This window comes from Gemmatimonadota bacterium, assembly GCA_026706345.1.
Classification (GTDB): domain Bacteria; phylum JAAXHH01; class JAAXHH01; order JAAXHH01; family JAAXHH01; genus JAAXHH01.
The window spans coordinates 97,480-116,277 of the sequence record JAPOYX010000216.1 but is presented as its reverse complement, the minus strand read 5'-3'; the positions used below and the strand labels follow the sequence as shown (position 1 = coordinate 116,277).

16 protein-coding genes are annotated in these 18,798 nt (G+C 61.2%); 6 read left to right on the top strand and 10 right to left on the bottom strand.

Translation table 11 applies throughout. The annotated features are described in order from the left end of the window. The first annotated feature begins 94 nt into the window (after window positions 1–94). The 4 genes from OXG98_15555 to OXG98_15540 all read left to right on the top strand — a co-directional run bounded on the left by OXG98_15555 (window position 95) and on the right by OXG98_15540 (window position 3,111). Complete coding sequence (locus tag OXG98_15555) at window positions 95–1,534, top strand: aldehyde dehydrogenase (GenBank protein ID MCY3773421.1); 1,440 nt, start codon at window positions 95–97, stop codon at window positions 1,532–1,534. Window positions 1,535–1,624: 90 nt separating this feature from the next. Beyond that, entirely contained in the window at window positions 1,625–2,038 is a 414-nt protein-coding gene (locus OXG98_15550; protein ID MCY3773420.1) for a Rid family hydrolase, read from the top strand. Window positions 2,039–2,054: 16 nt separating this feature from the next. Next, the gene (locus tag OXG98_15545; protein MCY3773419.1) at window positions 2,055–2,579 is read left to right on the top strand and encodes a 3-hydroxyanthranilate 3,4-dioxygenase; all 525 of its coding nucleotides are present in this window, start codon (window positions 2,055–2,057) and stop codon (window positions 2,577–2,579) included. A 277-nt stretch (window positions 2,580–2,856) separates the two neighbouring features. Continuing rightward, entirely contained in the window at window positions 2,857–3,111 is a 255-nt protein-coding gene (locus OXG98_15540; protein MCY3773418.1) for a hypothetical protein, read from the top strand. 39 nt (window positions 3,112–3,150) lie between these two features. On the opposite strand, the gene OXG98_15535 is transcribed toward OXG98_15540, so the two are convergent. Together OXG98_15535 and OXG98_15530 are read right to left on the bottom strand one after the other, a co-directional pair. Continuing rightward, window positions 3,151–4,323, bottom strand: coding sequence for an LbtU family siderophore porin (locus OXG98_15535; GenBank protein ID MCY3773417.1), 1,173 nt, complete (start codon window positions 4,321–4,323; stop codon window positions 3,151–3,153). A 111-nt stretch (window positions 4,324–4,434) separates the two neighbouring features. Continuing rightward, window positions 4,435–4,752 carry a cupin domain-containing protein gene (locus tag OXG98_15530; protein MCY3773416.1) on the bottom strand — a complete coding sequence of 106 codons (318 nt, stop codon included), beginning with the start codon at window positions 4,750–4,752 and terminating at the stop codon, window positions 4,435–4,437. A 176-nt stretch (window positions 4,753–4,928) separates the two neighbouring features. Between OXG98_15530 and OXG98_15525 the strand changes: the two genes are divergently transcribed. Beyond that, entirely contained in the window at window positions 4,929–5,933 is a 1,005-nt protein-coding gene (locus tag OXG98_15525; GenBank protein MCY3773415.1) for a tRNA-dihydrouridine synthase, read from the top strand. On the opposite strand, the gene phoU is transcribed toward OXG98_15525, so the two are convergent. The 6 genes from phoU to OXG98_15495 all read right to left on the bottom strand — a co-directional run bounded on the left by phoU (window position 5,866) and on the right by OXG98_15495 (window position 15,066). After that, window positions 5,866–6,570, bottom strand: a complete 705-nt coding sequence (phoU, locus tag OXG98_15520; GenBank protein ID MCY3773414.1) for a phosphate signaling complex protein PhoU — start codon at window positions 6,568–6,570, stop codon at window positions 5,866–5,868. The two genes, OXG98_15525 and phoU, sit on opposite strands and share 68 nt — an antisense overlap. Before the next feature lie 119 nt (window positions 6,571–6,689). Then, window positions 6,690–7,487 carry a phosphate ABC transporter ATP-binding protein PstB gene (gene pstB, locus OXG98_15515; GenBank protein ID MCY3773413.1) on the bottom strand — a complete coding sequence of 266 codons (798 nt, stop codon included), beginning with the start codon at window positions 7,485–7,487 and terminating at the stop codon, window positions 6,690–6,692. A 34-nt stretch (window positions 7,488–7,521) separates the two neighbouring features. Continuing rightward, the gene (gene pstA / locus OXG98_15510; GenBank protein ID MCY3773412.1) at window positions 7,522–8,949 is read right to left on the bottom strand and encodes a phosphate ABC transporter permease PstA; all 1,428 of its coding nucleotides are present in this window, start codon (window positions 8,947–8,949) and stop codon (window positions 7,522–7,524) included. 35 nt (window positions 8,950–8,984) lie between these two features. Then, on the bottom strand, window positions 8,985–10,115 hold the full coding sequence (locus tag OXG98_15505; protein ID MCY3773411.1) for an ABC transporter permease subunit: 1,131 nt from the start codon (window positions 10,113–10,115) through the stop codon (window positions 8,985–8,987). A gap of 199 nt (window positions 10,116–10,314) precedes the next feature. Beyond that, window positions 10,315–12,042 (bottom strand): T9SS type A sorting domain-containing protein, encoded by a 1,728-nt coding sequence (locus OXG98_15500; protein MCY3773410.1) that lies wholly within the window; start codon window positions 12,040–12,042, stop codon window positions 10,315–10,317. An 81-nt stretch (window positions 12,043–12,123) separates the two neighbouring features. Beyond that, entirely contained in the window at window positions 12,124–15,066 is a 2,943-nt protein-coding gene (locus OXG98_15495; protein ID MCY3773409.1) for a TonB-dependent receptor, read from the bottom strand. Between the two features lie 449 nt (window positions 15,067–15,515). On the opposite strand from OXG98_15495, the gene ppk1 reads away from it, so the two are divergent. Further along, complete coding sequence (gene ppk1, locus OXG98_15490) at window positions 15,516–17,735, top strand: polyphosphate kinase 1 (protein ID MCY3773408.1); 2,220 nt, start codon at window positions 15,516–15,518, stop codon at window positions 17,733–17,735. Between the two features lie 119 nt (window positions 17,736–17,854). Here the strand turns inward: ppk1 and OXG98_15485 are convergent, their stop codons facing one another. Both OXG98_15485 and OXG98_15480 read right to left on the bottom strand, forming a co-directional pair. Continuing rightward, window positions 17,855–18,184, bottom strand: coding sequence for a hypothetical protein (locus OXG98_15485; GenBank protein MCY3773407.1), 330 nt, complete (start codon window positions 18,182–18,184; stop codon window positions 17,855–17,857). Window positions 18,185–18,281: 97 nt separating this feature from the next. Then, a complete protein-coding gene (locus OXG98_15480) occupies window positions 18,282–18,611 on the bottom strand; it encodes a hypothetical protein (GenBank protein MCY3773406.1) in 330 nt (109 codons plus the stop codon). Between the last annotated feature and the right edge of the window lie 187 nt (window positions 18,612–18,798).

The window sequence follows — 18,798 nt, the reverse complement described above, 5'->3', positions numbered from 1 at the left end:
CAGGCCATCCAGGCGGCTCTACATTACATGTTACCTTACGCGGCCATTCGAGCCTGACGTCTCCAATTTCACATTCCCGGCGGTTTCATAGCACATGCATGTACTCAATTACATCGGCGGCGATCTGCGCGGACCGGCCGGCGGCGGCTGCCTGGACAATGTCGACCCCGCCACGGCCGCCGTGCTGGGCAGGATTCCGGACTCGGACGCCCGGGACGTGGAAGAAGCGGTGAAGGCTGCGGAAGACGCCTTTCCCGCCTGGTCGTCCCTGTCCGCCCAGGAGCGTTCCCGGCATCTGCTCCGCATCGCCGACCTGATCGAGGAAAAGCGGGAAGAACTGGCCCTGGCGGAATCGGACGATACGGGCAAGCCGGTGGCCCTGGCGGAGGCGGTGGACATACCCCGGGCCGCGAGCAACTTCCGGTTCTACGCCACGGCCATCGAGCACTTCGCCAGCGAAGCCCACGCCATGGATAAAACCGCCATCAACTACACCCTGCGCGCACCCATCGGCATCGCCGGCTGCATTTCGCCCTGGAACCTGCCTCTCTACCTGCTGACGTGGAAAATTGCGCCAGCGCTGGCCGCCGGAAACTGCGTGATCGGCAAGCCCTCCGAACTCACCCCCACGACCGCGTTTTTGCTGTCCGGAATCTGCATGGAGGCGGGACTGCCGGCGGGCGTGCTGAACATTGTGCACGGCTACGGCCACAAGGCGGGATCTGCTGTGGCGGACCATCCGCGGGTCCCGGTCCTATCCTTCACCGGCGGGACGGAAACGGGGAGGAAGATAGCGGCCGCGGCCGCCCCCCACTTCAAGCGGGTCTCCCTCGAACTGGGCGGGAAGAACCCGAACATCGTCTTCGCGGACTGCCCCTACGAGGACGCGCTGCAGACCGCCCTGCAGTCCTCCTTCTCCAACCAGGGCGAGATCTGCCTGTGCGGTCCGCGCATCTTCATCGAACGCCCCCTGTACGAGACCTTTCGCGACGATTTCGTCGCACGGACCCGGCAACTCACCGTCGGCGATCCCCGGGCTGCCGACAACCGGCTCGGCGCCGTCGTGTCGGAGGCCCACATGGACAAGATCCTGTCCTACATCGAACTGGCGAGAGACGAAGGCGGACGCGTCCTCTGCGGAGGTCACCGGGTTCGGGAAAACGGGCGCTGCCGGGACGGATGGTTCGTGGCGCCCACGGTGATCGAGGGACTGCCGCCGGACTGCCGGACCAACCAGGAAGAGATCTTCGGCCCTGTCGTGTCGCTCCTGCCCTTCGATACCGAGGACGAGGTGATTGCCCAGGCCAACGGCACGTCGTACGGACTCGCCGCCATGCTGTGGACCGGCAACCTGGGCCGGGCTCATCGCGTCGCCGAACGCCTGCACGCCGGCATCATCTGGATCAACTGCTGGATGCTGCGGGACCTCCGCACGCCCTTTGGCGGCATGAAACATTCGGGGGTGGGCCGCGAGGGAGGATTCGAGGCCCTGCGGTTCTTCACGGAACCCAAGAACGTGTGTATTAAAGTATAGCCGGCGAATCCAAAAGACAGGCCGCAAGACAATCCGCAAGGCAGGCCGCAAGACTGGCCGCAAGACGCAGGCGTAACACGGAGACCTCCATTGCATCAGCACTATGACTCCGACCGCGCCCCCGAACCGGTGGGGCCCTATCCCCATGCCCGCCGCGTCGGGAATCTGCTGTTCCTTTCGGGCATCGGTCCCCGCGCCAGGGACCAGCAGGCGATTCCGGGAGTAACCCTGGGTCCGGACGGCGAGATCGAATCCTACGATATCGAGGCACAGTGCCACTCGGTCTTCCGTAACGTCCGCTGCATCCTCGAAGACGCGGGCAGTGCCTGGGAGAACCTGGTGGATATCACCGTGTATCTCACCGACATGGAAGAGGACTTCGCCGTGTTCAACCGGGTCTACCGCGAGTATTTCAAGGAGAACCAGCCCTGCCGAACCACGGTCGGCGTTTCCCGGCTGCCCACCCCGATCGCCATCGAACTGAAATGCATCGCCACCATCTGAACAAGGAGGTTTGATCATGCCGGTAACGGCTCCATTCAATTTCAAGGCCTGGATCGACGAACACAGGCACTTGCTCAAACCGCCGGTCGGCAACCAGTGCGTGTATACGGAGGCGGAGGATTTCATCGTCATGGTCGTCGGCGGACCGAACGCCCGCAAGGACTACCACTACAACGAGGGCGAAGAGTTCTTCTACCAGGTGGAGGGCGACATCGTACTGAAGATCATCGACGACGGCAAGCCGGTGGACATCCCGATCCGGGAAGGCGAGATCTTCCTGCTGCCGGCCGGCGTGCCCCACTCGCCCCAGAGACCGGCGGACACCGTGGGACTGGTCATGGAGACCAAGCGGAGGACCGGGGAAATCGACGGGTTCATGTGGTACTGCGAAAGCTGCGGGGAGAAACTCTACGAGGAACATTTCGAACTGGAAGACATCGTCAGCCAGTTGCCGCCCGTCATGAACCGGTTTTTCAGCAGCGAGGAGAACCGTACCTGCAAGCTTTGCGGCGTGGTCATGCCGAAACCGAAAGGCGGGTGATTTCCGCATTACGCGGCGTGACGCCGTATATCCACTTTTTCTACGGTTTCTCGCGCCCTTTTCCGACTGAAAGATTGAATAGCATCGACGTCCGCGTTTCTGTGGTTTCAGCGTCCCTTCGCGGGGGAATACCCTTGCGAGTTACGGAAATCTCTCAAAAAACGCGGTGATTGACCGAGTGCTAAGCATAAAAAGTCTACAAAAAGTTGACATGTCGTCGGTTTATGCTTATCTTATGTTTAGTAATTCGGAGGATGCTTTCGGAAAGGGGTAGAATATGGTCCTGATTTACCGCGGATTCGAAGGCAACAGGGTGTTCAAGTGGAGCCGGGGAAACTCGGACCGGGTTACCGTGATGTTTCCGGCGAAGCCGTTCTTCAACCGGTGCATCAGCCGCGTGCTGGACGAGACCCGCGCCGGCAAAAACGTTCTGGCCTGGGGAGACCCCGAGGGTCTTTCCCGCCTTGGACTTGCCCTGAACGAACGTCACATACAGGCCACGCCATTCGGCGACGGCGTGATCGGGCGCTGATGCGGGCCTCAGGGGCTGCACCTGCACCGCTCGTAACGCTCAGAATTCGACGCCCAGCTGCAGGGTGAATTTGTCCGTGTTCTCGCCGATTTCGCCCTTGGCTGTTCCGTATTCCCTGTCGTGGACCCATTCAATCGTTCCGATAAGCGTTTCGTTCCACAGGTCGACGGTGACGACGGAGAGGTAGCGTGATACCGGCAATCCGAGTCCTGCCGCCTCGGATGTACCCTGATACCCCAGTGTGAGTTTCCCGGCCCTTCGTGCCAGTTCGAATCCATAGTGGGCTTCGAGCGACCAGGCCGATGGACGGGCGCCCCGGCCACCGAATGCCAGCACGCCGGGAGCGAATCGATCCTGGGAGATCATGTACTCAGCGGCGAATGCGACACCGCTGTAGTGTATTGCAGTTGCCACCGACCATCCAGGCACCCGCTTATCGCTGTAGACGGCTGACCTGTCGTAGTTCGCTACGTCCTCTTCGCCTTCGTGTGCGAATACTTCTTCCTGAAAACCGGCCAGCGTGCCCAGATCATCGATAAACGACAGGTTGACGGCGATCTCGTCTTCTTCGGACACGTGCTTCTTGTAACCCACCGCTCCGCCGAAACCGGACCTGGCTTCATTCGAGCGCTCGTCGTCACCGTAGTATCCGTAGACGCTGCCCAGGAACTGACCCAGGGAAACCCCCAGCAACAGGGACTTTTCCCGTTTGGAACCGAACTTGAAAGACAACGGCTCGACAATTGCCTCGGTCTCGAAGGGACCGATGCTGGCATCGTGCGCCGCGTGGATTTCGGCCAGTTCGAACATGGTGAAGGGCAGGAACTGTACGCCACCCTTCAGCCACCACATTCCGTCGGGTGGACCGATAATTATGGTCCCTGTAAAGATTCCGATTTCGTGACCCTCCGCCTCTTCATCGTGCTCTTCATCATGCTCGTGAATCCATCCAAACTCCGATCCAACCCATTGGTGGGGCTCGATTCCGATGCCCATTTCCAGCTGCTCGGCCGCCGTGGACGTGGAACTTTCTCCCACAGACGACTGTTTGTGCGATAGGGTAAACTCCAAAACACCCCCGATTTCAATAAACCTGAGCAAGGATTCCGCACCGGACTTTTCATCGGCTTCCTGGCCGGACACGGAGCCGGTACACGACACAGCCAGAAACACCATGGAGAGGACAACATAGAACCGTGAGGTGCTTTTCAATAGATAAATCCCTGTCATGGGTTCTTCTACATCTCGTACTGTCTCGCGGCAGGCAAGAAGCAAAGCCTTATCGGCGGCTCGAATTCGCACGGAATGTCGATACATGGTGAATCACGGATGGGGCGCCATGAACACCAGCACCACCAGCCGGCCGGCCCCCGTGTTGAGCACGCCGTGATCCACACCGGGAGGGCAGAGCACGGCAGTTCCGGGAATGCCTTCTATCGTTTCATCGCCGACGGTGAAATCGCCGACGCCCTCCAAAACGTAGTAGATCTTGTCGTTTTCGGCGTGGCTGTGCGCCTTCTGTTCCTGTCCGGGTTCGAAACAGTAGATGTCGCAGAACATGTGCTCGGTATCGAAGAGATTGACCTTCTGAAACTTGTCGATCGAAAACCGTTTTCGATCCGGTACGTATTCCACCGGCATGTGGAAGACTCCTTTGAATGCACAGCGCGGGACGGCGAGTCTGATGCGGGACGGCGGATCTGGCCGGACAAAGGCCTTGCGATCAGGCCGTTTTCCGGCGTATTTTCAACCCGGACAATCTATCCGCGGGGAGTGTGGATGTCAATATCTAAGGGAATGGAAGACCGTACAAGACCATGACCCACGAAATCGCCATAGGGCCGCACCGCATCACGTCGCTCAGGCCGGGCATGCCGATCCTCACGCTGGCGCCCATGGCGGGCATCAGCAACTGGCCCTTCCGATTGATCTGCGCCAGAATGGGTGCGCAGATGGTCGGCGTGGAGTTCATCAACTGCAACGCCATTCTCCACCGGAACCCGAAGACGCTGCAAATGATGAACTTCTGCGACGCCGACATCTACCGCGATACCGGCATGTCGCTCCTCGCCGCCCAGATCTACGGAAATGACATCGGACGCATGGTGGAGGGCGCGCTGGTCCTGGAAGAAAAGGGCGCGCAGATCATGGACATCAACTTCGGGTGCTCCGTGCCCAAGATCCTGCGTTCCGACTCCGGCGCCGCCTTCCTCAAGGACATCGACCGGATGATGAACGCGGTGCGCAGCGTGGCCGACGCCGTCTCGATCCCCGTCATCATCAAGACGCGGCTGGGCTGGGACCAGAACAACATCAGCATCCTGGAGGTGGTGAAACGCGCCGCGGATTCCGGCGCCCACGCCGTGGCGGTGCACGCCCGCACCGTGGCGCAGAAGTTCAACGGGACCGCGGACTGGTCCTGGATCGGCCGGGCCGTGGAGGTCTCCCCCGTGCCGATCTTCGGCAACGGGGACGTGTTCACCTTCCAGGACGCGGTGCGCATGGTCAGGGAGACCGGGTGCGCCGGCGTGATGATCGCCCGGGCTGCCCGGGACAATCCCTACATCTTCTCCGGCGACGTGACGCCCACGTTCTCCGACCGGGTCAGGCTCGCCCGGGACCACCTGGGCATGATGGTGGAGTACAAGGGGGAGAAAATCGGCGTGATGGAAATGCGCAAGTTCTTCGCCGCCTACTTCAAGGGCTTCCCCAACGCATCCCACCTGAGAACCAGCCTCGTGCAGGTGGACACCGTCACACAGGCCCACCGGATTCTGGACGAGTGGGTGGCTGATTCGGATCGTCGGCCGCATGATGCTTGATCACGCGGCCTTCTGAGAAATACACCACGCCTTCGGCGATGTTCGTGGCGTGATCGGCGAGCCTTTCGATGTGGCGGGATATGAAGATCAACTGCATCGCCTGGGGCACCGACCCGGAATCTTCCATCATGCAGGTCAGCAGTTCGCGGTAGATCTGGTCCTGCAGTTGGTTGACCTCTTCGTCCCTGGCACAGACTTCCATGGCCAGCTGTTCGTCTCCGCGAACGAAGGCATTGAGGCTGTCCTTGACCATGGACTGGGACAGATCGGCCATGCGGGGCAGGTCGATGAGCGGTTTCAGATGCGGCATGCCGGCGAGCTGTTTCGTCTTCTTGGCGATGTTGACCGCGATGTCGCCCATTCGCTCCAGGTCGATGGTGATCTTCATGCTGGATGCAACGAAGCGAAGGTCCCGCGCAATAGGGTGCTGAAGGGCCAGCAGACGGATACACTGGTCGTCGATTTCCAGTTCCATGGCGTCTATGGGCTGATCTCCGCCGATGACCAACTCGCACAGCTCGATGTCGCGCTCCACGTGCGCCGTGATCGCCCGGGCGATCTGTTCCTCCACGAGCGCGGCCATGCTCAGCAGGGCGGATTTCAGACTTTCCAGCTGCTGTTGTAGGTGGGTTTCCATGATCGCTTTCACGGTAAGTCGGGCCGCGACACTATCCGGCCCGGGCCACAACGCTATCCGCACGGTCCACATCGCTATTCCGGCACGGTCTGAGGCGTTATCCGGGCCATCCCGCGGCGTTATCCGGCCCGGCCCGTGATGTAGTCCTCCGTGCGCCGGTCCCGGGCCGTGGTGAACAGCACGTCGGTCACGCCCGCCTCCACCAGTTCGCCCATGAGCAGGAATCCGGTGCGGTCCGACACCCGGGCGGCCTGCTGCATGTTATGCGTCACGATAACAATGGTATAATCGTTCTTCAGATCAAGCATTAATTCCTCGATCCTGGACGTGGCGACGGGGTCCAGCGACGAGCACGGCTCGTCCATGAGCAGGACTTCCGGTTCGACCGCGATCGCCCGCGCAATACACAGCCGCTGCTGCTGTCCGAGTGAAAGCCCGAGGGCGCTCTCCTCGAGCTGTTCCTGGACCTCTTCCCACAGAAAGGCCCTGCGAAGACACCGTTCCACGATCTCGTCGAGAAAACCTCCGGACTTCACGCCATGGAGCCGGGGACCGTAGGCCACGTTCTCGTAGATCGACTTGGGGAAGGAATTCGGCTGCTGGAAGACCATGCCCACGCGCCGGCGCAGCCGCGTGACGTCGGTGCCCGGGTCGTAGATGTCCGCCCCGTTGATCCGAATCGTACCCGTCATGCGGGTCTGGGGAACGAGGTCGTTCATGCGGTTGATCAGCCTGAGCAAGGTCGTCTTGCCGCAGCCTGAAGGCCCGATAAAGGCCGTGATGACGTGACGGTCGATCGCCATGGTCACGTCCTTCAGCGCAGCCCGGTCCCCGTACCAGAAGGAAACGTTTTCGACATCGATGATCGTTTCTTCACGCAGGATCTTCGGCGTGATGGGCGCGTTTTCCGTCGTCATTTGCCAAACCTCTTGTACGCAGGACCGGGAATGCCTATGCCGCGGTCAGCGAATAGCGTCTCCTCAGGCGGCTTCTGAGCCCTATTGCCGCCGCGTTCAGCGCGACCACGATGGCCAGCAGCAACAGGGTGGAAGTGTACGCCATGGGTAGAGACGCTTCTCCTCCGTCCGGCCTGAAACCCGTGTCGAAGATATGAAAACCCAGGTGCATGAACTCGCGTTCCAGGTGCACGAAAGGCCAGGCGCCGTCCACGGGCAACTCGGCGGAAAAGGCGACGACCCCGGTGATCATCAACGGCGCCACGGTACCGGCCGCCCGCGCCACGGACAGGATCAGGCCCGTTAGAATGGACGGCAGCACCACGGGCACGACGACACGCCAGAGTGTCTCGAACCGCGTCGCACCCAGGGCGTGAGACGCTTCACGGAGCTCCTGGGGCACGCCGGCCAGGCCTTCCTCCACAGCCACGATAACCACGGGCAGGGTGAGCAGGGCCAGGGTCAGCGAGCACCAGAGGATGCCGCCCCGGCCGAAAGTCGGTTCCGGGAGATCCCCCGGGAAGAACAGACGGTCCAGGGTCCCTCCCAGAAAATACACGAAGAAACCGAGTCCGAAAACCCCGAATACGATGGAGGGAACCCCGGCCAGGCTGTTAACGGCGATACGCACCACGTTCAGGAACGGTCCCGGCCTCCCGTACTCTCTCAGGTAGAAGGCCGCAAGCACGCCGAAGGGCATGACGACGATCGACATGAGGATGACCATCGCCGCCGTGCCGAACATCGCCGGGTAGACCCCGCCAAGCCGGTTTTCGTCCCTCGGAGGCGTCCACAGGTAGGACCAGGCGCCGGCCATATAGTGGCGGATCCTGGTCCACGCGGTCATCGTATTGGGCGTGTAGATACGCTGGACGTTTGCCAGGGAAATGGCGTGCTGCCGGCCATCCGCCGAAGACAGCACGATGGACAGCGCCCTCTGACGACGCAGCCGTTCCAGTTCCGGATACCGCTCCTGGTAGTGCGCCCAAACAGCCTCGTATCCCTCTGCGACAACCGTGCCATCGTCCACGAAGGAATCCAGGAAACCGAACAGGTCCCCTCCCCGAACCTGCTCCACCACTACGGCTTCGCGAGGGGCATCCCGCCCTGCGACCCGGTCTTCCTCCAGCCAGACGTATCCGTCAGGATAACGTTCCCGGTCCCCGGTTCGCACCCGCAGTCGATACGCCACGGAACGCTCACCCGCGGAGTCGGCGGTGCGGACGCTTGCACGAGACGTCTCATGGCCCAGGACAGCCCTGCCGTCGCGCAGAACATACCGCGTCAGTTCCTGGGGCCAGAACAGGCCCAGCCCATGCACGACGATCACCAGGATCAGTCCCGCCACCATCAGGAAGCCGAGGACCAGGGCCCCGCCGGACAACCAGGTCAGGGCGTCATCCTTTGACCACTTCGAACCCATCGAATCTCCTTGCGTGCGGACGGAACATCCGGCACTCAGGCATACCGCCGTCTCAACCTTCGTCGAACCAACTCCGCCACGGTGTTTATCGCAAAAGTCGAAACGAGGAGGAGAAAGGCGGCGAAAAACAGGACCCGGTAGAGACTGCCGTCCCGCGCGGCGTCCGGCAGGTCGAGGGCCACGCTGGCGGACAGGGCCCTGAATCCGGAGAAGGCGGACCAGTCCATCACCGGGACATTGCCGGAAACAAACAGCACAATCAGGGTCTCCCCGATCGCCCTGCTGAATCCCAGCAGGACGGCAGCCAGAATGCCCGCTCCGGCGGCGGGGAGGACGATGCGTACGGCGGTCTGCCAGCGCGTGCCCCCCAGTGCCATGGATCCTTCCAGATATGCACGGGGCACGGCGGAAAGCGCTTCCTCGGACAGGGTGAAAATGATCGGGGTCACGGCCAGGCCCATGACCATGCCTACGACGATCGCATTCCGCTGCGCGTAGGTCAGTCCCAGGGTTTCTTCGAACCAGGTTTCGTAGCCGGCCTTTAGATAGGCGGCCTCCAGCAACGCCCCGCATTCCAGGGCCAGCCATCCCCCGGCCAGTACGGCAACCAGAAGCAGCCAGATCTCCCGGCCCGGATGACTAAACGCCCTGAACCGGACCGGCGCATGGTACCTGAGCAGAAAAGCGGCCACCACGGCGCCTGAAACGAATACCGGCGCCAGGAACAGGGCGAAGACGTGGGACGCCAGGAACGGCGCGAGCCAGACGCCGCCGATAAATCCGAGCACGACACTCGGTACGGCGGCCATGATTTCCACCAGAGGTTTCAGTCTTTCCTTCAGCGCCCGCGGCAGGAACTGCGACGCATAGAGCGCGGCGAGCACCGAAACGGGCACCGCGAAAAGCAGAGTGTACACAGCGCCTTTCAAGGTCCCGAAGATCAGCGGCAGGATGCCGTATCCTGGTTCGATTTCATCGGGGCCGGAGATCCCCCAGCGGAATTCCCCGGGTGACGAGAACAAGGGGTAAATCACCCACAGTATCACGGCGAAGACCGACAGGATGGTCAGGATCAACACCATCCCGCCAAGGGCGGCGAGCCGGCCAACCAGTAAGTCCAGCAGACGGCGCCGGTCAATCCGGCGTCCTCGGGTGCGATCGGTCATCCGGGCGTCCTGGACGGGGTTTTATTTGGCAAGGGTAACGTGTGAAAATAGAGGTAGGCCCGTACCGCGTCAACCCCGGTGGAGGGCCATGCATAACACAGAGCCCCGCAGAAATACATCTGAGAGGCCCTTGTCGTCTCTTTGAACGGTCCGCATTGGCGACGTATGCCGGCTGCGGGCTGCTGCGCGAGCCTTGGGATCACTTCAGAAGCGTCATCTTCCTTTTGAAGACGTGGGCGGTCCGTCCATCCGCCGTGGCCTCGAACCGGTAGAAGTATACGCCGCTTGAAAGGTCCTGCGCGTCCCAGGTCTCCGTGTAATGCCCCGGAAGCCTGATATCGTTCACGAGGGTTGCCACCCGCTGACCCAGAAGATTGTACACTTCGATCAGTATGTGGCTCGTAGACGATACCGCGTACCTGATATTCGTGGTCATGCCGAAGGGATTCGGACTGTTCTGCGCCAGGCTGAACGCGGCGGGCAGATTTTCTTCCGGTTCCACGGGCTCCGGCGGCACGGGTGGCGGCGCATTGCTGAAATAGCCCAGATCCGCGAGCGCCGACCAGTTCGCCGCCCAGTTTTCCGTACCGAAAGCACCCGCGTAATCGACGTCCGTAAAAAAGCCGCTGCTCCGGGGCTCTTCCATGAGCCTGCCCGCGTCCCAGGCCGGACTTTCGTTGCCTGGACGCGGATCGAGGCCCAGGTTCCGGTTCCAGCTGATGCCCTGCAGCATCGGGTCCGTGATCCGGATCATGTTCGACGCGTCGGCAAGCAATATCGCCGTGTGGGCGTCGCCACCCAGGTCATCGGCCGTGCCGCCCGCGCCGAAGGCGCCCAGGATGTTGTACCGGAATGCCAGGTCGCCGGCGTCCAGACGCGCTTTGCTGTCCTGCGCCCCTCGGGTCGGGTCCAGGTCCTCGATGGACAGCATGTGTCCCTGGAACTCGGTGAAGATGCTGTTGAAATACATCCCGCCGGCGTTGTCCCGGAAGATGATGCCGTTGTTCGCCTTGTCGCCCGCAGACTGCGCGCCGCGGCCTATGTAGGTGGCGTTCATGATCGTGGGGCTGGCGTACGGTCTGCCATCCTCGGGGTCCGTGCCGCCGTCGTGCTCGCCGGCATGATCGCCCAGGGACGGATCCTGGATCGAGAACCAGAACTGGTGCTCGCCCCGGAAACCCTCGTCGTAGTCGAAGCTGTCGTCGCCCGCGAAAGCGGAGATCAGGTAGCGCGTATTGACCGTGCCGCCGAACCACTCGAAGCCGTCGTCCTGGTTGTAGAACACCTCCACGTGCTCGATGGTCGTGCCGCGGCCCACGCCGCCCATGGTCAGTCCGTTGATTTCGTTGTTGGCCCCGATATCGGCCCCGCCGTGACGAATCGATACGTACCGGAACACGCCCGAGTTGTCGTCGTCGTTCGGGTTCCTGCCGCCGCCGTAGGTACCCCGCGGCTCGGTACTGGCATCGATACCCTCGATGTTGTTCTCGCCCGTGGCCGTGTTGATGGATGCCCGGCCCAGGATGATCACCCCGCCCCAGAGACCGCGCGAAGCGGTGGGAGACGACAGCAGGATATCGTTGGGATCGCCCACGTCGTCGGCCTCGGCCGTGAAGATGATGGGATCCCTGGCCGTGCCCTGGGCAAAGATCTTCCCGCCGCGGGCCACGATCAGGGCCGCATCCTCGCCCTCGGCAGTCGTGGGACGGGCCTTGATGACGGTACCCGCTTCGATCGTCAGCGTCTCGCCGTCTTCGACGAAGACCAGACCGGACAGCAGGTAGGTGTTGTCTGAGGTGAAGGATACGTTACCGACGATATCCCCGTCGGTGATGGTTACTACTCGATCGGAGGCCGGTTGTGCTTCAGCGAGGACCGGAAAAACGAATGGAACGGAAACCAGGGCGATGGGTACCCACCGAAACATACCCCCTCCTTACAGGGCTTGCGGTCGTATGGTGATGAAGAAAGCATGAAGCGTCCTCGCAGGTCGACCGGATGGCCGTGGTTAAATCCCGTACGAGAAACCAATGGAGAACGTCCGCCCTCTCTTGTAAAGACTGCGGATGAACTCCTCGTTGTTGAACGGATGCACCTTCTTGATGTCCGGATCGAGGAGGTTCTTGGCGGAGAATTTCAGCGTTACACGATCCCACAGACGCTGCGATCCCGTGATATCGAGCATGCCCGCGGGCTGCTCGAAGGCGTTGGGCGTGCCGCCCGTACTCACTTCGGAGAGCCGTTCGCCGAAGACATTGTAATGGACGCTCACCAGGGTACCGGTATCCGTGTTGTCGTACATGGCGTCGATGTTGACTACGTAAGGAGACTGGCCCTGCAATTTGCGGGTATCCGCCGCATCGGGATCGAGCGCCCGGATGATGACGAGTTCCGACGGCGCGATATCCACCTGGGACTTTACCAGGGACAGGTTGCCGCCGAGCTGGAAGTTGCTCAGGGCCGGATGGACCTGGTCCAGCCTTTTCCGATACTCCAGTTCCAATCCGGTAACGAACGCCCTGTCGACGTTCTGAAACTGGATTTCGCCGTTCGTCGTCACGATTACGCGTTCTATGGGGTTCTCGAATTTCTTATAAAAACAACTGAGCGCGTAGATCTCGCCGGGACGGTTGAACCACTCCCAGCGGAAATCGTAGTTGTCGATCAACGTGCGTTTCAGTTCGCTGTTCCCGACGAAAATGTAGTCGCCGACGAAGAGAAACGAGGCGAATGGCGCGAGTTCACGAAAGGAAGGTCGCGCCAGGGTCCGGCTGTACGCGCCGCGGACATTCATGTTTTCCACGACCTGGTACACCGTATTGATCGAGGGCAACCAGTCCTTTTCGTCCAGTTTTCCAGGCGTCAGTGACGCGTCGTGACTGGCCACGTCCAGCAGGGTGGACTCGTACCGGGCGCCGCCCGTGACTTTGAACCGCCTGGAGAGCGGCAGATCCACCATCAGGTAACCGGCCCGGATTTCCTGGTCGCCGTCGTAGTTGTTCTTCAGATCCGAGTCCTCCGATACGAAATTCCCGAACCGGGTGAACCCGGGTGTATCCTGGAACTGCTCAGGCAGGATCCCGGTGCGTGCCGACGAGAAGAAGACCGCCGGGTCGTTCCGGTACTGCAGGTTGTCCTGCCGGAAGGAGAAACGCCGCTCCCTGAAAGTGTGGTCCTTGTCCAGGTAGGCGCCGCCGAATTTCAGGCTGGCCGCCAGTCCGGACCAGGTCGTAAAGGGCAACGTCACATCCAGCTTGAAGTCCCGGTTGGATTCTTCCAGGTTTCTGAAGTAACGGGTGGGCGCCGCGTAATTGGACAGGGCGATCGTATAACTGTCGATTTCAGGAGCGCCATGGCCTTCCGCGTCGACCATCTGGTATTCGTTGGTGAAGTAACGAAGGTCCGGCTCGTCCTGCGTGGACCTGATGAAAGCGCCGGCCCATTCGATTTCCATGTTGGATACGGACGGAAGGACGTGTTTGCCGCGGAACTGCAGGGACCGCATCTCGCGCTCGATGAAGGACAGCACGCGGGTCTCGTACCGCACGTTGTCGCCGGGCAGGGAGGAGGGCCAGACCCCCGTCTGAAACCTGGACGCCTTCTCGCCACTGCGGTTGTAGAGCAAGTTGGCGCCGATTTCGTGCGTGATGCTTGGCTGGTATGTGGCATTCACCAGGCTGCCCCAGAGCACTTCTTCGGACCCGCTCGAGTCCGTCGCGAATCGCTCCCTGTTCAGCCCTTCGGATTCCCGGGACACGCGCTTCCAGATCCCGGAGGCGCCGTTGTCGTACGCCGAAATGTTCCGGCTGTAACTCACGCTGCCCAACATCCCGAACGGGCGGTCCAGAATCGTCGTCTGGTTGCCTGCCGAAAAGGAGTAGCTCTGGCCGAATCCGCCTTCTATGGTGGTCGGCGTCATCGTCTTGTCGGCAAAAGACTTGGAGTACAGATCCAGCATCTGCGCGGCTTCCGGGTCCCGGAGCGCGCTCGTAATGCTCGGAATCTCCACATCGGGATCCCGCAGGGGCAGAGGGATATCCCGGGTGCCGTCGTCGAAGCCCAGGAAATCGTATTCACCGCCGTCGTAGCTCAGCATGTCCTTGAAGGAAGACCGGGAGTTGTATTTCGTGGACGTGGAGAAGGACATGGTGAAGGATTCGGGAAGCGACTTGGTCTTCACGTTGACGCTGCCGCCGGTGAAGTTGCCGGGCTTGTCCGGCGTGAAGGTCTTTTCCGTGGTGATGTTGTCCAGGAGGTTCGTCGCGAAGATGTCCATCTGGACCGACTTGCTGTTGGGATCGGCGCTCGGCAGGGAGGTGCCGTTGAGCTGCGCGGTGGTGTACCGTTCGCCCAATCCACGGATGTAGACGTACTTGCCGTCGACCACCGATGCGCCGGTGACCCGGGTCATGGCGGACGCCACGTCGCCCTGGCCGCCCCTGGAGATGTCCTCGGCGCTGATGGCGTCACTGATGGAGAGCGCGTTCTGGCGGCGCTTCAACAGCGCCGCTTCCGTGTTTTCCAGGGCCCGGGCCGTCACTTCCACCACGTCCGCCACGAGAAGTTCCCGTTCGACCGTGATATCTATTCTGCTCACCTGGCCGGGGTCGACCTGGACCTCGGTGATCCGCTTCTGCGCGTACCCGATCATGGATACCAGGACCGTGTGCCGGCCGGCGGGGACGTTACGGATGAGGTAGGTGCCTTCGAGATCGGCCATCGCGCCAAGCTCGAGTCCCACCACCATCACCGTGGCTCCGATGAGAGGATCGCCTGTCTCCGCGTCGACGACCGTTCCCGATATGCGTCCCGCCGCCTGCTGCGCGCCGGCCTCCGGGGCCGTACCCGCCAGAACCGCGGCCGCGATCATCGCGACGAGCATCGATCTGAACATCCGGCCCGGCTCAATCTTCGAGATCCGGTTGTTGCAAAACAGGTCAAACTTCCTCATGCAGCATCTCCCTCCGTTTACGGCTTATGCACCCGGCTGCAGGCGTGTTTTATGCGAAAGTCCGGAATGATCGACATGATGAACACGAGCATTATAAAAAGGTTGTTTGACGATTCTGTTACGAACAGCACACAAGGCCATGACAACGACGTTACTTTTTAACGGCATGTCCCGTGGGGGGTCTTATGATAAGCATGCCCGATGACAATACCATGACGGCGGCATGACAATATGATTGATGTTCATTTTTCCTGTTCAGTACGACCGGCAGGGTAAAGACGGCTTGACAAAGCCGCCTTGTGTTCCGCTTTATTGTTACTCGGACCGGGGCGCGTGTCCTGTCGATCCGGTCCAGTCCGTAAACAACTGAATCCGCTATCGTGGTGCGGTGTTGCGCGCGTCAGTCTGTTACATGGCGCAAGGCCGCCTATCATTCCGGTGACTTGGTCATGCCTGCCGCAAACGGAAACAACGCCAGGGCCGCCACGGTTCGAACCATCGCTTCGAAGAGAGCCGGCCGCCGGTTTACCCGCAAGCCCCGGCCTCCCGTGGCGCCGCTGGTAACGAACTACTGGCGTCCGGAGCACTTCTTCAACCGCGAAGTGAGCTGGATGGAGTTCAATGCGCGCGTGCTGGAGGAAGCCCTCGATCCGACGGTCCCCCTGCTGGAGCGGGTGAAGTTCCTCGCCATTTTCAGCACCAACCTGGACGAGTTCTTCATGATCCGCGTCGCCGGCGTCAAACGCCAGATCGACGCGCAGATCCAGTCCACGCGGACTGCGGACGGAATGAGTCCCAGGGAGGTGATGACGGCGCTTTCGGCCAGGATACACGAACTGGTCAACAAGCAGCACGGCCTGTTCATCAACGAGATCTTTCCCCAGCTCACCGAGCAGGGCATCGACATACTCAAGCCCGAGCAGCTCAGTCCCGCGCAGAAGGACTATCTCGACGAGTACTTCCGCAAGACCATCCTGCCCGTGGTGACCCCGCTGGCGGTGGACCCGGGACATCCATTCCCCTACCTGGCCAACGGCACGCTCTGTCTCGTGGCCGAAATCCGGAAAATACAGCGGTCCGTTTTCCCCCAGACCAACCTCTCGGTCATCCACCTGCCCACCTCGGTCATGCCGCGGTTCCTCGAACTCCCGTCGGAAAACGGACGGCAGGCGTTCTTCATGCTGGAAGACGTCATCGTCATGAACCTCGACCAGTTTTACAACGGCTACGAGGTGCTGAACTGCGCGTCCATCCGCGTGACGCGGGACGCGGACGTGGATTACGAGGAGGAAGGGGCGGAAGACCTGCTGACCGTTATCGAGGAAGGGATCAGGAACCGGCGCAACGGAGCCGCGGTCCGGTTGCAGTACGATCCGGAGTTATCCTCCCGGATCCTCGACGTCCTGGTGGATGAGCTGGAACTGGAGCCGGAGGACCTCTACCCCACGGAGGGCTTCACCGCGTTTTCCGACCTGATCGAGTTCTACGACGCCATAGACCGTCCGGATCTGCTGGACGTGCCGTTCCCGCCCCAGCCGGTGACCTCCTTCGAAGGGGCCCCGTCCATCTGGGACGCGATAAAGAAGGAAGACATCCTGCTGCACCATCCCTTCCATCAATTCAACGCGGTGGTCCGTTTCGTCTCGGAGGCGGCGGTGGACCCGCAAGTACTCGCCATCAAGATGACCCTGTACCGGGTCAGCGCCAATTCGCCCATCACCCAGGCGCTGACGCGGGCGGCGGAAAACGGCAAGGAAGTGTCGGTGCTGCTGGAACTGAAGGCCAGGTTCGACGAGGCGGCGAACATTCAGTGGGCGAGGCAGCTGGAGGAGGCGGGCGCCCACGTGATCTACGGCATACCGGCGATCAAGGTACACTGCAAGGCCTGCCTGGTCGTGCGGCGCGAAGGGGATGGCATCCACCGCTACTGTCACCTGGGCACGGGGAATTACAACGACAAGACGGCCCGCATCTATGCCGATTTCGGCCTGTTCACTTCCAGGGAGGAATTCGGGGAGGACGTGACGCAGCTGTTCAACCTGCTTACCGGTTACGCGCTGCCCACGCACTTCCACCATCTCATCCTCTCCCCCACGTCGATGCGGGAGGACATGGTGAAACGGCTGCGCAGGGAGAGCGAACGGGCCCGCGACGGGCAACCGGCCCTCGTCATCGCCAAGATCAATTCCCTCGTCGATCCGGACATGATCGTGGCACTGTACCAGGCGTCCCAGGCCGGCGTGCAGATTCAGCTGATCATACGGGGCATATGCTGCCTGAGACCGGGCGTTCCGGGCCTGAGCGAGAACATCAGCGTCATCAGCATCGTCGACCGGTTTCTCGAGCACGTACGGCTCTTCTATTTCTACAACGACGGGGACCCGGAATACCTGCTTTCCAGCGCTGACTGGATGGACCGGAACCTCAACCGGCGGGTCGAGATATCCTTCCCGGTCATCGACCGGGCGCTCCAGGCGGAACTGTGGGCCTATCTCAAGATTCAGTTGAAGGACAATGTGAAGGCGCGGGAATTGCAGTCGGACGGAACGTACCGGTACGTAAGGAAAGCAGGGAAGCGGTTACAGTCTCAGAAGGAATTGTATGAAGTGGCCTGCGAGACGGCGAGGGTAAACGCGGACATGAAACGCACCGCCCGCCGTGGTTCCTGAAGGTCTCGGGGCATTGGCGAAGGACGGCACCGTACCGGCCATGCGGGCCGTAAAACCGGAAGGGATCGAAACAGGCGGACCAGGGAGATCGCAACTTCCCCGATCCGCCTGTATCCGTATTATCCACCGATGCGGGCAGCCACTCTCTTGATGAGTATGGTCGCGACACCGGCGTAGAGGAGCGTACTCACCGGATCCAGGATCGCATCCAAGGCGGCGCCGATGGCCGGGATATTGCTCAGCACGTCCATGCCCGCGGCCGCGCCGACGGCGATGGTCACCGCCAGGTAGCCCGTCGCGTCTTCGGCGTCAACCGCCATGTGCGCGTAGAGCAGGCCGAGGACCGCCATCGCCATCATGGTCAGTGCCGAGGAAATCAGGGCACCGGGGAACAACCCTTCGATTATCGCCAGAATGACTGAAATGATAATGACTATCCGTGTTGCCATGTATCTAACCTCCTGAATCGTTTGGTCGTCTCAAATCATGGTATTCCGGTCGGTGACGCGGCGGGATCGTAACCGCCGGTCCACCGTACGGCGTTCGTCAGCCTTTGATCCGGTTTACCGTACGAATGACCAGAATGGAAGCCACACTGGCATACAGGGCTGAACTGGCCGGATCGAGCATAGCGTCCAGGGAAGCGCCGATGGCCGGTATGGCGCTCAACGCGTCCGCTCCCGCCGCGGCACCCACGGCAATGGTCACGACGAGATAATCGGTAGCGTCCTCAGCGTCGACTCCCGTGAAACCGTAGATGATGCCCAGAACGACAATCAGGAGCATCATGACTCCGCCATCGTCCATCATGCCACCCGCCAAGCCCTGAATAATCGCCAAAAGGGCGATCACTATAACCAATACTCGGTTCAGCATGCCTACCTCCTAGAGGAGAGAGATTTTGTCATCAGGCCGCGCAAGTCCGCGCGCACCTGTGACGGGAAACGACGGCGGGACGAACCTGCATCGCGTGCACACAGTAAACCCCACCTGTCGCTAACTTCCTTCGCAACGATTCAGTCGGACGTGCGCGTCCGCACGTCATCGACTGCCTTCAGAAGCC

Excerpts from the sequence above, each read along its gene's own strand:
- OXG98_15525 (MCY3773415.1), top strand. The coding sequence starts at position 4,929 with ATGACCCACGAAATCGCCATAGGGCCGCACCGCATCACGTCGCTCAGG.
- pstA (MCY3773412.1), bottom strand. The coding sequence starts at position 8,949 with ATGGGTTCGAAGTGGTCAAAGGATGACGCCCTGACCTGGTTGTCCGGC.
- ppk1 (MCY3773408.1), top strand. The coding sequence starts at position 15,516 with ATGCCTGCCGCAAACGGAAACAACGCCAGGGCCGCCACGGTTCGAACC.
- OXG98_15505 (MCY3773411.1), bottom strand. The coding sequence starts at position 10,115 with ATGACCGATCGCACCCGAGGACGCCGGATTGACCGGCGCCGTCTGCTG.
- OXG98_15495 (MCY3773409.1), bottom strand. The coding sequence starts at position 15,066 with ATGAGGAAGTTTGACCTGTTTTGCAACAACCGGATCTCGAAGATTGAG.
- phoU (MCY3773414.1), bottom strand. The coding sequence starts at position 6,570 with ATGGAAACCCACCTACAACAGCAGCTGGAAAGTCTGAAATCCGCCCTG.
- OXG98_15480 (MCY3773406.1), bottom strand. The coding sequence starts at position 18,611 with ATGCTGAACCGAGTATTGGTTATAGTGATCGCCCTTTTGGCGATTATT.
- OXG98_15540 (MCY3773418.1), top strand. The coding sequence starts at position 2,857 with ATGGTCCTGATTTACCGCGGATTCGAAGGCAACAGGGTGTTCAAGTGG.
- OXG98_15555 (MCY3773421.1), top strand. The coding sequence starts at position 95 with ATGCATGTACTCAATTACATCGGCGGCGATCTGCGCGGACCGGCCGGC.
- OXG98_15545 (MCY3773419.1), top strand. The coding sequence starts at position 2,055 with ATGCCGGTAACGGCTCCATTCAATTTCAAGGCCTGGATCGACGAACAC.
- OXG98_15485 (MCY3773407.1), bottom strand. The coding sequence starts at position 18,184 with ATGGCAACACGGATAGTCATTATCATTTCAGTCATTCTGGCGATAATC.
- OXG98_15530 (MCY3773416.1), bottom strand. The coding sequence starts at position 4,752 with ATGCCGGTGGAATACGTACCGGATCGAAAACGGTTTTCGATCGACAAG.
- pstB (MCY3773413.1), bottom strand. The coding sequence starts at position 7,487 with ATGACGACGGAAAACGCGCCCATCACGCCGAAGATCCTGCGTGAAGAA.
- OXG98_15500 (MCY3773410.1), bottom strand. The coding sequence starts at position 12,042 with ATGTTTCGGTGGGTACCCATCGCCCTGGTTTCCGTTCCATTCGTTTTT.